This window comes from Pseudonocardia cypriaca, from assembly GCF_006717045.1.
GTDB classification, from domain to species: Bacteria; Actinomycetota; Actinomycetes; order Mycobacteriales; family Pseudonocardiaceae; genus Pseudonocardia; species Pseudonocardia cypriaca.
Genome location: NZ_VFPH01000002.1, coordinates 219,144 through 234,194, shown reverse-complemented (window position 1 = coordinate 234,194; position 15,051 = coordinate 219,144). Strand labels below are relative to the sequence as shown.

Genomic DNA, 15,051 nt, shown 5'->3' with positions numbered 1-15,051 from the left:
AGATGTCCACCAACCCGTTCGACGACGAGGACGGCGAGTTCTTCGCGCTGATCAACCACGAGGGTCAGTATTCCCTCTGGCCCGCGTTCGCCGAGATCCCGGCCGGCTGGACGGCCGTACACGGTCCCGGCCCCCGCAAGGAGGTGCTCGAGCACATCGAGACCAACTGGTCCGACATGCGGCCGCGCAGCCTCGTGGAGCAGATGGAGCGCGGCGCGCAGTAGGGCTCGGCCAACGAACGCTGTCGGAGAGGGGATCGCGGATGCGGGTTGTGGTGTTCGGATACATGACGTGGGGTCGGCGGACGATCGAGGCGGTGCTCGAGGCGGGTCACGACGTGGCGCTGATCGTCACGCACCCCGACGGTGACAACGCCTACGAGAAGATCTTCAACGAGTCGGTGGCCGAGCTCGCCGCCGATCACGGCATCCCGCTGCTGGTCCGCAACCGCGCCGAGGACGCCGAGGTGCGGGACGCGGTCGCGGGTGCGGACGCCGACGCCATGGTGGTCGCGAACTGGCGCACCTGGCTGCCGCCCGAGGTGTACTCGCTCCCGCGCCTCGGCACGGTCAACGTCCACGACGCCCTGCTACCCGCCTACGCCGGGTTCGCCCCGCTGAACTGGGCGCTGATCAACGACGAGCCGGAGGTCGGGGTCACCGCGCACATGATGAACGCCGAGTTCGACGCGGGCGACATCATCCTGCAGTGGTCCACCCCGGTCTCGGACGACGACACGGTCGTCGACCTGTTCGACCGCACGCTCGCGATGTTCGGCCCGATCACCGTCGAGGCGCTCGAGCGGGTGGCGGCCGGGCATCGCGACGGGACCCCGCAGGACCGGACGAAGGCCTCCTACTTCCACCGCCGCTGCGAGGAGGACAACCGCATCGACTGGACCTGGCCGGCGCGCGACGTCTTCAACCTCGTGCGCGCCCAGGTGGACCCGTACCCGAACGCCTACTGCTTCTACGGTGCCGAGCGGCTGCGGGTCCTGCGCGCCCGCGTCACCGAGGACGCCATCGGCGGGACGCCCGGGCGGATCGTGATCCGGCGGGGGAGCGGCGTCGTGATCGTCGCGGGCGCCGAGGCCCGGCGCGGGCGCAGCAGGGGTGTCGTGATCGAGCGGGTGCGCACCGACGACGGGAGGGAGTTCGACGCGGCCGACTTCTTCCCGCACATGGGCGGATATCTCACCTCACACCCTCGCGCATCGGCCTGAGAGCGCCGTCAGTCCCGCCGGTGCGACATGCCGCGCCACAGCAGGTCGGTGAGCGCCTCGGACTGGCTGTGCCAGTCGCCGCGCGGGTCGAGGTGGAACAGGCCGCTCAGCCCCCGTAGCACGGTCGCCGGATCCAGGTCGGCGCGGACGGTGCCCGCCTCGACGTTCGCCGCCAGCAGGGTGGACACCGCGCCGGCGATGGCCTCGTAGGCCTTGCGGGCGATGTCCTCGTGTGAGCTCGTGGCGGCGCTCAGGGCTTCGACGAGGCCGCGCTTGGTCATCATGTACCGGGCGAGGTGGTCGGTGGTCCACACCCGGAACGCCTCCTCGGGGGAGCTGTCGCGCAGCAGGCTGGGGACGACGTCGACGAGGTGCTGCACCTCGCGCTGGTAGGCCGCCAGCACGAGCGCCTCCGGCGTGGGGAAGTGCCGGTACACGGTGCCGACGCCGACCCCGGCGGCCTTGGCGATCGCGTTGAACGAGACCTCACCCGACAGGGCCAGCGCCATGCCCGCCGCGGCGAGGATGCGCTCGTGGTTGCGCCGCGTGTCCGCGCGCCTCGGGCTCACCGATCCCGTCGTCAACCGTCGTCACCTCCTGGCTGGGTCCCGCTGAACGGTAATCCACGCCAGGGTCCTTTGGACATTGCCGAGCGGATTTTTATCCGCTACGGTGACGGCGTGTACCGGATGTCTATCCGGTTCCATCCTACGAGCTCGACGAGCCCCACCACCACCACACGATGCCGTGCGATCGTCCGTGTGCGGGCGACCGCCGGGGAAGAAGTCCCGTGGACATCTCTCTCAGAGTCAATGGCAGGACCGAGACACTCGACGTCGAACCCGGCGTCACGCTGCTCGACGCGCTGCGTGAGCGGCTGGACATCACGGGTCCCAAGAAGGGGTGCGACCGCGGCCAGTGCGGCGCGTGCACGGTGCACGTGGGCGGGCGCCCGGTGCTGTCGTGCCTGACGCTCGCCGCGACCGTCCGGGAGCCGGTGACCACCGTGGACGGGCTCGCCACCGACGGCGAGCTGCACCCCGTGCAGCAGGCGTTCGTCGACCAGGACGCGCTGCAGTGCGGGTTCTGCACCTCCGGCCAGATCATGTCCGCCGTCGCCGCGGTGGAGCAGGACGTGGCGGACGTGCGGGAGTTCATGTCCGGCAACATCTGCCGCTGCGCCGCCTACCCGAACATCGTGGCGGCGATCGACCAGGCGAGGCGGTCCGATGCGTCCGTTTGAGCTGACCGCCCCCACGACCGTCGAGGACGCGCTCGCCGAGCCGGGCACGTTCCTCGCCGGGGGCACCACCCTGGTCGACCTGATGAAGCTCAACGTGCTGACGCCGCAGCACGTGCTGGACATCAACGCGCTTCCCCTGCGCGGCATCGACACCGGCGACGGGCTGCGGCTGGGCGCGCTGGAGCGGATGAGCGACATCGCGCGGCACCCCGGCGTGTACCCCGCGGTGTCCCAGGCGCTTCAGCAGAGCGCGTCGCAGCAACTGCGCAACATGGCCAGCATCGGCGGGAACCTCCTGCAGCGCACGCGGTGCACCTACTTCCGCGACGTCGCGATGCCGTGCAACAGGCGGGTACCGGGCAGCGGCTGCCCGGCCCGCTCGGGCGCCAACCGGATGCACGCCGTACTGGGAACGAGCGACTCGTGCGTGGCGACGCACGCGAGCGACGTCGCGGTCGCCCTGGTCGCGCTGGACGCCCGGGTCACGCTGGCCGGCGCTGACGGAACGCGAACGGTGGAGCTCGCCGACTTCTACCGGCTGCCCGGCGACACGCCGGAGGTGGAGAACGATCTGCGGCCCGGGGAGCTGATCACCGAGGTCGTCGTGCCGCGGCTCGACTGGGCGGCCAACTCCACCTACGTCAAGGTGCGCGATCGGCAGTCGTACGAGTTCGCGCTGTGCTCCGCCGCGGTCGCGCTGGAGGTGCGCGACTCCCGCGTCGTCGACGCCCGGGTGGCCGTCGGCGGCGTGGCGACGGTGCCGTGGCGCCTGAACGGGGTGGAGGAGGCCCTGCGCGGTGCGCCGGTGTCCCAGGCGGCCTTCGAGGACGCCGCGGCCCGTGCGACGGAAGGCGCCGCACCGCTGTCCGGGAACGGCTTCAAGCTGCCGCTGCTGCGGCGGACGATCGTCAGGGCGCTGCTGGAGCTGACCGAAGGGAGTGCCGCATGACCAGTCGGATCGACGGTCCACTGAAGGTCACCGGCCGTGCGCGGTACGGGCTGGACCACAACTTCCCCGGCATGCTCCACGGCTACGTGATCACCAGCACGATCGCGAACGGCGAGATCGTCGCGATGGACGTCACCGCTGCCAAGGGCGCTGCCGGCGTGGTGGCCGTCTACTCGCCGTTCGACCCGCTGACGCTGCGGAAGCCGAACAGCCCGATCCTCGGCGAGACCTGGGTCCCGCTGCAGGACCGCGACGTCGCCCACTACGGACAGCCGATCGGCTTCGTCGTGGCGCAGACCTACGAGCAGGCCCGCGACGCGGCGATGCTCGTCGAGGTGTCCTACGACGAGCGGCCGGCCCGCACGTCGCTCCGCGCCAACCTCGACCTGGCCGAGGACGGGCCACCGGCCATGGACGGCGCCCCGCCGACGCACGTGGTGCTCGCCCCGGGCGTGGAGTCCATCGAGGAGGCGCTGGCCGCGAGCCCGGTCGTGGTCGAGGGCACCTACTACACCGCAGCCCAGAACCACGCGGCGATGGAGCCGCACTCCGCGGTCGCGCACTGGGACGACGACGGCCTGACCATCTACAGCGGCAACCAGGGGGCCAGCTTCCAGCAGGCGGACATGGCGGCCGCGCTCGAGGTGGAGCCGTCCTCGGTGCACACGGTCAACCCGTTCGTCGGCGGCGCGTTCGGCGGGAAGGGCAGTACGTCGACCCCGGCGTTCCTGGCGGCGGCCGCGTCCCGGGTACTGGGACGGCCGGTCAAAGCGGCGCTGAGCCGCGAGCAGGTCTTCACCGCGACCGCGAACCGCGCGGAGACGCTGCAGGAGATCGCGCTGGGCGCCGACCGGGACGGAACGCTGATCGCGGTGCGCCACGACTCGTGGTGCAGCGCGGCGACCGACCTGTCGTTCGTGGAGCAGACCTCGCACGCCACGTCCAAGGAGTGGTACCGCACCCCGAACCTGGCCGTCAGCCAGAAGGTGGTGCCGCTGAACATCCCGCGCACGACGTTCATGCGTGCGCCCGGCGAGGCGCCGGGCTCGTTCGCGCTGGAGAGCGCGATGGACGAGCTGGCCGTCGCGCTGGACATGGACCCGATCGAGCTGCGGCTGCGCAACGGCTCGATCGGACCCGTCGGCAGCGACCTGCAGTGGTCGAGCAAGTACCTCGAGGACTGCTACCGGATCGGCGCCGAGCGCTTCGGCTGGTCCCGCCGGTCGGCCACCGGTCGCGCGGACGGTGACTGGCTGGTCGGGATGGGCATGGCGACGGCGGTGTTCCCGGCCCTCCGGTTCCCGGCCACGACCGAGATCACGCTGCGGGCCGACGACACGGCGGTGATCTCGGTCGGCGGTGCGGACCCGGGAACCGGCCTGCTGACCGTGATGGCACTGATCGGTGCGGAGTCGCTGGACATCGCACCGGAGCGGATCACGCCCCGGCTGGGCCTCTCGGCGTACCCGCCCGGCGGCTTGTCCGGCGGCTCGACGGCCACGGCCAGCGTCGGCTCGGCGATCATGGTCGCCGCGTCGGCGGTGATCGACGACCTCCAGGCCGTGGCGAGCGCGCCGGGCGCACCGTTCGCCGGCCAGGACGTGACGTACGCCGACGGGCGGCTGCTGGGTGGCGGCCGGTCGTTGACGTTCGGCGAGCTGTTGACCGCCCTCGGCCGGGAGTCGATCTCGGCCAGCGGCTCGTCCGCCCCGGGGGAGGAGCTGACCAAGCACTCGTTCGCCTCGTTCGGCGCCCAGTTCTGCGAGGTTCGGGTGCACAGGTGGACGCGCGAGGCGCGCGTGTCCCGCATGCTGGGTGTGTTCGACGCCGGCCGGATCATCAACGAGAAGGCCGCCCGCAGCCAGATGATCGGCGGCATGATCTGGGGCGTCTCCGCGGCGCTGCACGAGGCCCTGGAGATCGAGGAGAACGGCCGGCTCGCCAACGCCGACCTGGCCGGGTACCTCCTCCCGGTCAACGCCGACATCCCCGAGGTCGACGTGCACTTCGTGCAGCACCCGGACACGCTGCACAACCCGGTGGGCGCCAGGGGTGTGGGCGAGATCGGCACGGTCGGGATGGCCGCCGCCGTCGCCAACGCCGTCCACAACGCCACCGGCATCCGCGTCCGGCACATCCCGATCACGATCGAGGATCTGCTGGACTGACGGCACCGGCCGGTCACCCGGGGGAAAGGCCCGGGTGACCGGCTGCCGCGAGCTCGTCGGTCCAGCGGGGAAGCTGCCACCCTTACGATCCGCCGGATCGGACGGGTACCGGAGGCGTACATGGCTGTCGACGTCTGCACCGAGGTCGTCATCGAGCGCCCACGCGACGAGGTGGCCGGGTACGCATCGGATCCGTCGAACGCCCCGGAGTGGTACGCCAACATCGAGTCCGTGGTGTGGCGTACACCGCCGCCGCTGGTGGTGGGCTCCCGGCTCGATTTCGTCGCCAGGTTCCTGGGGCGCAGGCTTGCCTACACCTACGAGGTCGTCGAGTGGCTGCCTGGCGAGAGGCTCGTGATGCGCACGGCCCAGGGCCCGTTCCCCATGGAGACCACCTACACGTGGACGTCCGTGGGGGAGGGTCGTACCCGCATGACCTTGCGCAACCGGGGTGAACCCGCCGGGTTCGGCAAGATCATCGCACCGGTAATGGCTGCCGCGGTCCGGCGCGCCAACGACAACGACCTGGCTTCGATCAAGCGAATCCTCGAGCCGCGCTAGGGATCGGGTGACAGGTCGGCCGATGGCCCGGTCGTGCCGCCTCGCCGCGGGACGATCGACGTCCTCACCTCACGCCGCACCCGAGAACCGCCGCCAGATCCAGCTGACCGGTACGTGCCGGCCGGAGACGACGTACTCCCGGGCGGCCTCCACCACCATCGTGGTGTCCAGGGCGCGACGAGCTGCGTGGCGACCGCAGAGCAGCAGCTCGTCGCCGGGGGCCAACACGAAGTCGTCGTCGGGCGTCAGCACGCACTCGCCGTCGCGGGCGACCATCAGCACGACGACGGGTAGCTGGACGTCGCGGTCGTCCGGGTCGCGCAGGAGATCACCGAGACGGGCCCCACCGCTGTCGATCCACGGGACGAGGGCCGGAGCATCGGCGCGGCTCATCCGGACCTTCCACAGCGCGTCGAGGTGGCGACCACACCTGCGCGTCATGCAGTCGACGAGGCGAGCCGCCCACTGGTCGCCACGCGCGGGCACCTCCTGGAGGAACCGCCAGAGCAGCGGGGTGCTGAGCTGCGCGAACACCTCGTGGGCCAGCACCTCTGTCGGTACGAGCAAGGAGTCCACGTTCATCGCCGCGAACAGCGGGGCACTGGACGGGCGGTTCTGCCGGGCCGCCACGAACAGCCCCGGGTTGACCCGACGAGCGGCGGCGACGAGGGAGAGGTTGGTGGTGTCGTTGTCCGTGCCCGCGACGAACCCGACGGCGTCCGCAACGTTCGCCTGTTGCAGCACCTCGGGCTCGAACCCGTGTCCGCGGACGATCCCGCTTCCGTGCCCCGCCTGGTCGGCGACCGGGTCGACGACGGTGACGTCGATGCCCTCCGCGTGCAGGTCCGGGATCAGCTCCCGCCCGAACCGCCCGTACCCGCACACCACCCATCGACCCTCTCCGGGAGGATCGCCCCTGGCGGGCACCTCGGCCCCGGGCCCGCTCTCCAGCCAGGTCATCAGCTGGTAGGACGCCGGTGCGCGGAGCGCGATCCGCAGGTGGTCGCCGAACCGGTCGAACGGGTTCACCACCGTCGGCGTGCCGAACGCGGCCATGCGCTCGGCGACCGCCGGTGACATGGTGCGCGCGATCACCGGTAGGTCGGGCCGGAGCAGGGCGGCCGCCATCGCCACCGCCAGGTTGACCTCGTCGTCGTCGGTGAGCGCGAGCACCGCCTCGCAGTGGGGGTTGGCGAGGCCGGCCACCGCGAGGTGGCCGGGATCGCGCGCGTCGGCCACCAGCCCGGGCACGTCCGCGTGGTAGGCGGCGAGCTCGAGGGCCTCGATGCGGTCCTCGTCCGCGTCGAGCACGACGAACCGTTTGCCGAGCGCATCGAACGACTCACCCAGCAGCTCGCCGGTACGGCCGTACCCGGCTATCAGCAGGAACGGCTCACGCAGGCGGGACACCGTGCGCATGAAGTGCTGCAGCGCGAGCGCCTGCCGGAACGCACGGTCCTGCACGAGTGCGAGGAGCGACCCGATCGCGTACGCCCAACCGATCACCGTCAGGTAGATCGAGACCGTGACCCACAGGCGCTGCGCGTCGCTGAACGTCTGCGGGAGCTCCCCGAACCCGATCGTCGACGCCGTGTAGCTCATGAAGTAGAAGGCGTCGAAGATCGACATCCGCCATGGCTGCCCGTCCTCGGTGTGGCCGGGGACGAGGGTCAGACCGAGGACGCTGATCGCGAAGATCGTGATGAGGACGATCAACGGCGCGCGCATCCTGCGCAGGATCAGGAAGATCGTCGCCGATGCCCGCGCGGCGGACACGACCGGAACGCGGCTGCGCATCCGGGGGGAGGTCCGGTCGTCGTCCGGGCCGAACAGCCGGAACCAGAATGCGAGGAGCGGATTGCTCACCCTCGCCCCCTAACGGCGGTGGAACGAGACGGTCTCGACGACGAGCAGCACCACGGACACGACGTTGGCGAAAAGTGCGCCACCCGAGAGGGAGACCACGCTGGCCATCGCGGCGGGCGTGAGGCCGTCGGCGGATATGTGCGCTGCATAGGTCCACGCGATCGCCGCGGTGATCAGCTGCAGGTCGGCCACCAGGCTCGTCGCGAGGTGGACGGCGCCGATCTGGGTGCGGTCGCCGAACTTCAGCACGGTCGCGATGAGACTCACGACGACGGCCGCGAACAGCTCGTAGATGTTGTGCAGCGCCGGGTCGGCGATGTCGCCGATGAAGAAACCGAAGTTGAGCGTGGCCGCGAGCAGCACGAAGAAGCCGAACACGACCTTCTCGAGGTTCACCGGCCCACCCCCCGTCCTGGCCGAGCAAGGTGCGCTCACGCTAGCCGCGCCGAGCGCAGCGTGCGATCCCTGGAAGGATCTCCGCGATGGGCAGCGACGGAATCGGACGGCTGGATCGCTCCGGATACGAACTCGTCTTCGACGAGGACTTCACCGGTGCCGAGCTCGATGCCGGCAAGTGGGTGGACCACTACCTCCCGCACTGGACGACCCCTGAGCGGTCGGGGGCGCGGTACGACCTGCGACCGGGAACGCTGCGGCTGCGGATCGACGCCGACCAGCCGGCCTGGCGGCCCGAAGACGGAGAGCTGCGGGTCTCCAACATCCAGACGGCGTGCTTCTCCGGGCCGGTCGGTTCGTCGCGGGGAACGCACCGCCACCGTCCCGACCTGCGCGTGCGGACCGCGACGCCCACTCGCCGCCTCTACACGCCGAGCGGCGGCCTGGTCGAGGCCCGGCTCCGCGCCACCCCCGAGCCGACGTGCATGCTCGCCGTCTGGCTCGTCGCCGTCGAGGAGACCTCTCCGGACCAGTCCGGCGAGATCTGCATCGCCGAGCTGTACGGCCACGCCGTCGGCCCCGGGGGCTCGACGGTGCGCTCGGGCGTCAAGGCACACCACGATCCCCGTCTGACGACGGACATGGCCGACCTCGCGCTGGACATCGACGCGACCCGCTGGCACACCTACGCCGCGGCCTGGACCGCCGACGAGACGCGCTTCTTCGTCGACGACGAGGTGGTCCGGGTCGTGCCGCAGGGTCTGGCGTACCCGCTCCAGCTGATGATCGACCTGTTCGAGTTCCCGACCGGCCCGGATCGCGAGCCTGCCGACTACCCGAAGATCGGCGAGGTCGGCGCGGTGCGCGGCTATCGGCCGCGCTGACCGTGGCGGGCGGACGGCTGTCGATTCCTTCCGGCGGTGGCGGGGGTCTACATGGCCGACCGTGTTGAGGCCGGCCGAGGAAGAGCTGATCGCCGTGAACATCCCCGCCACCATGCGCGCCCTGCAGCAGACGTCACTGGAGGGTCCGAAGGACATGCGTTCGATCACCGACGCGCCGGTACCCCGCCCCGGCCGGGGCGAGGTCCTGATCCGGGTTGCCGCCGCCGGTGTCAACTTCGCCGACATCTCCAGGGCGTACGGCACGTTCCTGGGCGGCCCGCAGCCGCCCTACCTGGCGGGTTTCGAGGCCGCCGGTGAGGTCGTGGCGGTGGGCGGCTCGGTGACCGTTCCCGGGCCGGGAAGCCAGGTCGTCGGTGTCGGGTACGGGGCCTTCGCCGAGTACATGGTCCTGCCGGCGGGCGCGGCGATGCCGGTGCCGCCCGGCTGGACGGCCGAGCAGGCGCTGGGCCTCGTCGTGAACCGGCCCACCGCGCTTGCCGCGCTGAAACCGTTGGGCCGCCTCGCCGCGGGGGAGACCGTGCTGGTCCACGCCGCGGCGGGCGCGACCGGCCAGGCTGCGGTGACCATGGCCAAGCACTACGGCGCGACGGTCATCGCCGCCGCCTCGCCGCGCAAGCACGAGACGGTGCTGGCACTCGGCGCCGACCACGTCCTGGACTCCCTCGACGGAAACCTCGCCGCCGAGGTGCTGCGGCTGACCGGTGGTGCCGGTGCCGATCTGGTGCTGGAATCGGCGGGCGGGGCCACCTTCGCCGCCGGCCTGGCCGCCGCCAAGCGGGTCACCGGCCGGGTCGTCGTCTACGGCGTGGCGGGCGGCGAAGCCCCGGTCACGAACTGGCAGCTGGTGTACGAGCACCAGGTCCACCTCATCGGCCTCAACATCGGCGTGCTGATCCAGGCCGCCCCCCGGATCTTCGGCGAGGTCATGGGTGAGCTGTCCGCACTCGTCGCCGCCGGTGTCCTCGCGCCAGCTCGCCCCACCACCTACGAGCTGGCCGACGGCCCGAAGGCCCTCGCGGAGCTCGGGTCCAGGGCGTCCGTCGGCAAGCTGGCGCTGTTGCCCTGACGACCGGCCCACCGGGTGCGTGCGCGCTGACCTGCGGTTCGATTCCTTCGCAACGGCGTCCCGGTCGTAACGGGGTAGGCGGGCCCGACTGGCGGGACCGGTCCGGACGAGGAGCAGCGCATGGCAGGCACGGACCGGTTCGCCGCCGAGACCGAGCGGTTCCGCCGCGAGCTGCTGGCGCACTGCTACCGCATGGTCGGCTCGGCGCACGACGCCGAGGACCTGGTGCAGGAGACGTACCTCCGGGCGTGGCGCTCCTACGCGGGCTTCGACGGCCGTGCGTCGGTCCGGTCCTGGCTCTACAAGATCGCCACCAACGTCTGCCTGTCGGCGTTGGAGCCGCGCCGGATCCGGGTGCTGCCATCGGGCCTGTCAGGTCCTCATGACGGATCCGATCGCCCGCCGAGTCACGTTGCGCCGGGCGACGTCTCGTGGCTGGAGCCGTTCCCGGACCGGTGGGTCGGCCCGGCTGCCGACGATCCGGCCGCGACGGTGGTCGCGCGCGAGTCGCTGCGGCTGGCGCTCATCGCGAGCCTGCAGCACCTGCCCGCCCGCCAGCGCGCGATCCTCATCCTGCGCGAGGTGCTGGCGTTCTCCGCCGCCGAGACCGCACAGATCCTCGGCACCACCACGGCGGCGGTGAAGAGCGGCCTGCAGCGCGCCCGCGCCCGGCTGGGCGAGCTCGAACAGGCGCCCGAGGAACTGCTCGAACCGACCGATGAACGGGCGCGTGCGCTGCTCGACGGCTACATCGCGGCGTTCGAACGCTCCGACGCGGTCCTGCTGGAACGCGTGCTGCGCGCGGACGCCACGCTGGAGGCGACGCCGTTCCGCGAGTGGTACGCGGGCCGGGTGCACTGCATCCACGTGCTCGACGCGTACGTGCTGGGCGCGCCGGGCGACTGGCGGATGACCGCCACCACGGCCAACGGCCAACCCGCCGCCGCCGTGTACAACCGGCACCCGGACGGCGTGCTCCGCGCACACGGCATCGTGGTGCTGGCCGTGACCGCCGCCGGAGTCTCCCGCGTGGTCGAGTTCCACGACCCGGCGCTCGTCGCGACGTTCGGCTTCCCGGACGTCCGGTGCGGTCCCGATCGGACATGATGTGGGGGTGCACGGCGCACCGCGGGTGGACGTCTCGGAGCGGGAGTCCGAGGTGCTGTCCGCGATCGGCGAGCACCTGTCGAACGTGCAGATCGCCCACCGGCTGCACATCTCGGTACGGACCGTCGAGAGCCACGTCTCGTCGCTGCTGCGCAAGTACGGTGCCGCCAACCGGCGCGAGCTGGTGGCCCACGCCCCCGACGCCGCGTCGCCGCGTTCGGCCCGTCCGATCCTCGGCATCCCGGCCAGCCCGACGAGCTTCGTCGGCCGGGAGCGGGAGCGGGACGCGGTGCTGGCGGCGCTCGGCGAGCCCGGGCTGGTGACGGTGGTCGGCCCGGGCGGGATGGGCAAGACCCGGCTGGCCGCCGTGGTTGCCGGCGGGACGGCGGCGAGCTTCCCGGCAGGGGGAGCCTTCGTCGACCTGGTGCCGGTCGGGAGCGGGCTCGTCGCCCACGCCGTCGCCGATGCGCTCGGGGTCGTCGAGCGGCCGCCGACGCCGCTGGTACGGACCCTGCTCGACCGTCTCTCGGCCGGGCGGGCCCTGCTCGTGCTCGACAACTGCGAACAGCTGGTCGACGAGGTGGGCGCGCTCGTCGCCGAGATGCTCGCCGGCTCTCCGGGCCTGTTCGTCCTCGCGACCAGCCGCGAACGCCTGGCCGTTCCCGGGGAACGGGTCATCCGGCTCCCACCGCTGCCCCTGGCCTCCGACGCCGAGCGGCTGTTCACGCACCGGGCGCGTGCCGTCGACCCGGAGTTCGAAGCCGATCCGTCGGCGGTCTCGCAGCTGTGCGCCGACCTGGACGGCATGCCGCTGGCGATCGAGCTGGCCGCGTCGCGCGCCGGTTCACTCGGCGTCGACGGGCTGCGTTCCGCACTCGACGACCGGCTCCGGCTCCTGGCGGGCGGCCGGCACCACGACCCGCGACACCGGTCGATGCGCGCGGTGGTCGGCTGGAGCTACGAGCTCCTCGACCCCGACGAACGCTCGCTGTTCCGACGCCTCTCGGTCTTCGTCGGCGGGTTCGACCTCGACGCCGCGGTGGCGGTGAGCGCAGGCATGAGCCGCAGCACGGTCGCCGACCTCGTCGGCCGGCTGGCCGACAAGAGCATGGTCGTCCACCACCGGCAGGCGGCGACGAGCCGATGGCGCATGCTGGAGATCCTGCGCGCCTTCGCCCGCGACGAGCTGGCAGGCGCCGGGGAGGTGGACGACGTCGGCAGGCGCCGGCTGGCGTGGGCCGCGCAGACCGCGGCCGACCTGGAGGACCGCATCGGCGGCGAGTGGCGGTCGGAGTTCGACGCTGTCGTCGACGATCTCCGGGCGGCGTCGGCGTCGGCCGGCCCGGCTCCCGATCCCACCGCCTACCGGCTGGCGCGATCGCTCGCCCACCTGACGTTCGCGAAACGGGCGTTCGTCGAGGCGCGGGAGCACTACCGGGCTGCTGCCGACCGGGCGGGCGACCCGAGGGCGGCGGTCGCCGAGCTGCGCCGGGCCGCTGCCACTGCGATCGCGGTCTCGGACCAGGTCGCGGCTTTCCAGCTGCTGCTCGACGCCGCCGCCCTCGCCGAGGCGGCCGGTGCCGACGACCTCCACGCGGTCGCGCTCGCCGAGGCGGTGATCGTGACGCACCGCTTCAGCGTGGGTCTCACCTCAGCCGTGCCACCTGGGCGGGCCTCGGTGTTGCTCCAGCAGGCAGCGGCCGCCGCCGATCCGTCCGACCTCCGTGCCGCGGCGATGCTCGCTGCCGCGCGGGCCTGGGAGCGCGGTGCGGACGAGGTCGACCCGGACCTGGCCCGGATGGCCGTCGACGCGGCGCAGCGGGTCGGTGAACCCCATCTCGTCGCGGCTGCGCTGGACGCGCTCGGGATCGCGGCCACCCGGACGGGGCGGATGCGCGAGGCGCATCGGATCGCCACCGACCGCCTACGCATCGTCGAGTCCCTGCCCGATCACGAACCGTCGGTCGCGGTCGAGATGGTCGACGCCCACTACGTCGCCGCCGTCTACGCCCTGTGCGCGGGGGACCTGCCGGCCGCGCTCGCCGTCGGACAGCGGCCCGGTGTCACCGACCCGCTCGGCGAGCACCCGTACCTCGGGCTGCAGAGCGTCCAGGCATTGGCCCTGTCGGGGCGGTTCCCCGAGGCCATCGAGCGGGCCACCACGATGTGGGACGACTGGCGGCGGAACGGCAGCCCGGTGCAGGAGTGGCTCTCGCCGCACGCGGCCGCAGCCGCGCTGGCCCACGGCATGCTGGGCGACCTGGAGCAGTTCGAGGTCTGGCGGACGCGCGCGTGCGAGCTGGCTCGGGTGGACGACCCGGCCGCGTCCCGGTACCTGGCCGCGTTCTCCGCGTTCGTCGACGCCCGGGTCGCGATCCACGCCGGCCGGTTCGCGGACGCGGCTCGGCTGGTGGATCGGGCGTTCGCGGGCTTCCGGCGTCGCTGGCACGAGAGCTACGCCCGGGTCACCGGTGCCGAGCTGGCCGTCGCTGCGGCGCTGCCGGACGCATCGGACCGGCTCGCGGCGGCCGCGCACCACGGCCCGGAGAACGACTGGGCCGCTGCCTGTCTGGCTCGGGCTCGCGGGCGGCTCGACGGTGATCCGGCCGCCATCGCGGCGGCGGCCGCGGGCTTCGAACGGATCGGCGCCCGCGCGGAACGCGCCTGCGCCCTCGTGCTGTTGCCGGATCGGGCGGACGAGGGCCGCGCGGAGCTCCGCCGACTCGGATGCGCGGTTCCACGACCCGGTGTCGCCTGACAGCGGTTGCTCGCACCGGCTCGGCGGCTGCTCGGGTCAGGGCTCCATCGCCCGGACGCGGTCCCGGTAGGACGCGAGCAGGGCCGCGTTGTGCGCGTCGCCCCCTTCGATGTTGTTGGACCGGTAGACGGGCGGATCGATGCCTCTCGCCATGAGCTCCGCGCAGGTCTCGGCCGTGATCAGCTGCGCGACGAGGACGGTGGTCATCGTCGAGGTGGCGACGATCGCGCCCCCGCCGGGGAGCGGGTACGCCGCGTCGCCGGGCACACCGCAGTTGTCGATGACGACGTCGGCCAGGTCGTGCAGGCGTTCGCCGGACGGGTGCCGGGACGCCATGGCGGCGGAGTGGGACAACGAGGTGACCGCCACGATCTTGTTGCCGTTCGCCCGCGCGACCCGGGCCATCTCGACGACGGTGCCGTTGATGCCGGAGTTGGAGGCGATGAGGAACAGGTCCTCCGGCCGGACGCGGTGGTGGGCGAGGATGCGGGGCGCGAGCCCGGGGTCGCGCTCGCACATCGGGTCCAGGACCTCGGCGGGGTCGGCGTCGCCGAACATCACGAGGTCCTTGACCGACAGCTGGTTGGTCGGGATGAGTCCGCCTGCGCGCCCGGTGAGCTCCATGGCGAACGCGCGGGAGTGGCCGGTGCCGAACGCCTGGAGAACACCACCCGCCGCGAGCGCGTCGGCGGCGAGCCGCGCGGCGCTGGTGATCCCGTCGTACTGGGTACGCACGACCCGGTCCATGGCGTTCTGGAGCACCTCGAGGGCCTGGTCGAGTGTCGAGTCGGTCACGGGTTCCTCTCATCG

At 72.3% G+C, this 15,051-nt stretch carries 14 protein-coding genes; 10 read left to right on the top strand and 4 right to left on the bottom strand.

Annotation, left to right across the window (positions count from 1 at the left end):
• The first annotated feature begins 2 nt into the window (after positions 1–2).
• Entirely contained in the window at positions 3–224 is a 222-nt protein-coding gene (locus FB388_RS18950) for an MbtH family protein (protein ID WP_142103538.1), read from the top strand.
• Positions 225–262: 38 nt separating this feature from the next.
• On the top strand, positions 263–1,222 hold the full coding sequence (locus FB388_RS18945) for a methionyl-tRNA formyltransferase (RefSeq protein WP_142103537.1): 960 nt from the start codon (positions 263–265) through the stop codon (positions 1,220–1,222).
• 8 nt (positions 1,223–1,230) lie between these two features.
• On the opposite strand, the gene FB388_RS18940 is transcribed toward FB388_RS18945, so the two are convergent.
• Positions 1,231–1,806, bottom strand: coding sequence for a TetR/AcrR family transcriptional regulator (locus tag FB388_RS18940; RefSeq protein ID WP_142103536.1), 576 nt, complete (start codon positions 1,804–1,806; stop codon positions 1,231–1,233).
• A 206-nt stretch (positions 1,807–2,012) separates the two neighbouring features.
• On the opposite strand from FB388_RS18940, the gene FB388_RS18935 reads away from it, so the two are divergent.
• From FB388_RS18935 to FB388_RS18920, 4 genes are all read left to right on the top strand, one after another.
• Positions 2,013–2,465 (top strand): (2Fe-2S)-binding protein, encoded by a 453-nt coding sequence (locus tag FB388_RS18935; RefSeq protein ID WP_142103535.1) that lies wholly within the window; start codon positions 2,013–2,015, stop codon positions 2,463–2,465.
• The gene (locus FB388_RS18930; protein WP_142103534.1) at positions 2,452–3,414 is read left to right on the top strand and encodes an FAD binding domain-containing protein; all 963 of its coding nucleotides are present in this window, start codon (positions 2,452–2,454) and stop codon (positions 3,412–3,414) included. The genes FB388_RS18935 and FB388_RS18930 overlap by 14 nt, the downstream gene beginning before the upstream one ends.
• A complete protein-coding gene (locus tag FB388_RS18925; RefSeq protein ID WP_142103533.1) occupies positions 3,411–5,582 on the top strand; it encodes a xanthine dehydrogenase family protein molybdopterin-binding subunit in 2,172 nt (723 codons plus the stop codon). The genes FB388_RS18930 and FB388_RS18925 overlap by 4 nt, the downstream gene beginning before the upstream one ends.
• 120 nt (positions 5,583–5,702) lie before the next feature.
• Entirely contained in the window at positions 5,703–6,143 is a 441-nt protein-coding gene (locus tag FB388_RS18920) for an SRPBCC family protein (protein ID WP_142103532.1), read from the top strand.
• Between the two features lie 69 nt (positions 6,144–6,212).
• On the opposite strand, the gene FB388_RS18915 is transcribed toward FB388_RS18920, so the two are convergent.
• Together FB388_RS18915 and FB388_RS18910 are read right to left on the bottom strand one after the other, a co-directional pair.
• Entirely contained in the window at positions 6,213–8,009 is a 1,797-nt protein-coding gene (locus FB388_RS18915; RefSeq protein WP_211362100.1) for a potassium channel family protein, read from the bottom strand.
• A 9-nt stretch (positions 8,010–8,018) separates the two neighbouring features.
• Positions 8,019–8,405 (bottom strand): DUF6394 family protein, encoded by a 387-nt coding sequence (locus FB388_RS18910; RefSeq protein ID WP_142103531.1) that lies wholly within the window; start codon positions 8,403–8,405, stop codon positions 8,019–8,021.
• An 86-nt stretch (positions 8,406–8,491) separates the two neighbouring features.
• Between FB388_RS18910 and FB388_RS18905 the strand changes: the two genes are divergently transcribed.
• The 4 genes from FB388_RS18905 (at position 8,492) to FB388_RS18890 (ending at position 14,241) form a co-directional block, all read left to right on the top strand.
• The gene (locus FB388_RS18905; protein ID WP_142103530.1) at positions 8,492–9,289 is read left to right on the top strand and encodes a glycoside hydrolase family 16 protein; all 798 of its coding nucleotides are present in this window, start codon (positions 8,492–8,494) and stop codon (positions 9,287–9,289) included.
• 61 nt (positions 9,290–9,350) lie between these two features.
• Positions 9,351–10,376, top strand: coding sequence for a zinc-binding dehydrogenase (locus FB388_RS18900; protein WP_246122176.1), 1,026 nt, complete (start codon positions 9,351–9,353; stop codon positions 10,374–10,376).
• A gap of 120 nt (positions 10,377–10,496) precedes the next feature.
• Positions 10,497–11,483 carry a sigma-70 family RNA polymerase sigma factor gene (locus FB388_RS18895; protein ID WP_142103529.1) on the top strand — a complete coding sequence of 329 codons (987 nt, stop codon included), beginning with the start codon at positions 10,497–10,499 and terminating at the stop codon, positions 11,481–11,483.
• Between the two features lie 7 nt (positions 11,484–11,490).
• Positions 11,491–14,241 carry a LuxR C-terminal-related transcriptional regulator gene (locus tag FB388_RS18890; RefSeq protein ID WP_170225726.1) on the top strand — a complete coding sequence of 917 codons (2,751 nt, stop codon included), beginning with the start codon at positions 11,491–11,493 and terminating at the stop codon, positions 14,239–14,241.
• Between the two features lie 36 nt (positions 14,242–14,277).
• On the opposite strand, the gene FB388_RS18885 is transcribed toward FB388_RS18890, so the two are convergent.
• A complete protein-coding gene (locus FB388_RS18885) occupies positions 14,278–15,036 on the bottom strand; it encodes a sugar isomerase domain-containing protein (RefSeq protein ID WP_142103527.1) in 759 nt (252 codons plus the stop codon).
• Positions 15,037–15,051: the final 15 nt, after the last annotated feature.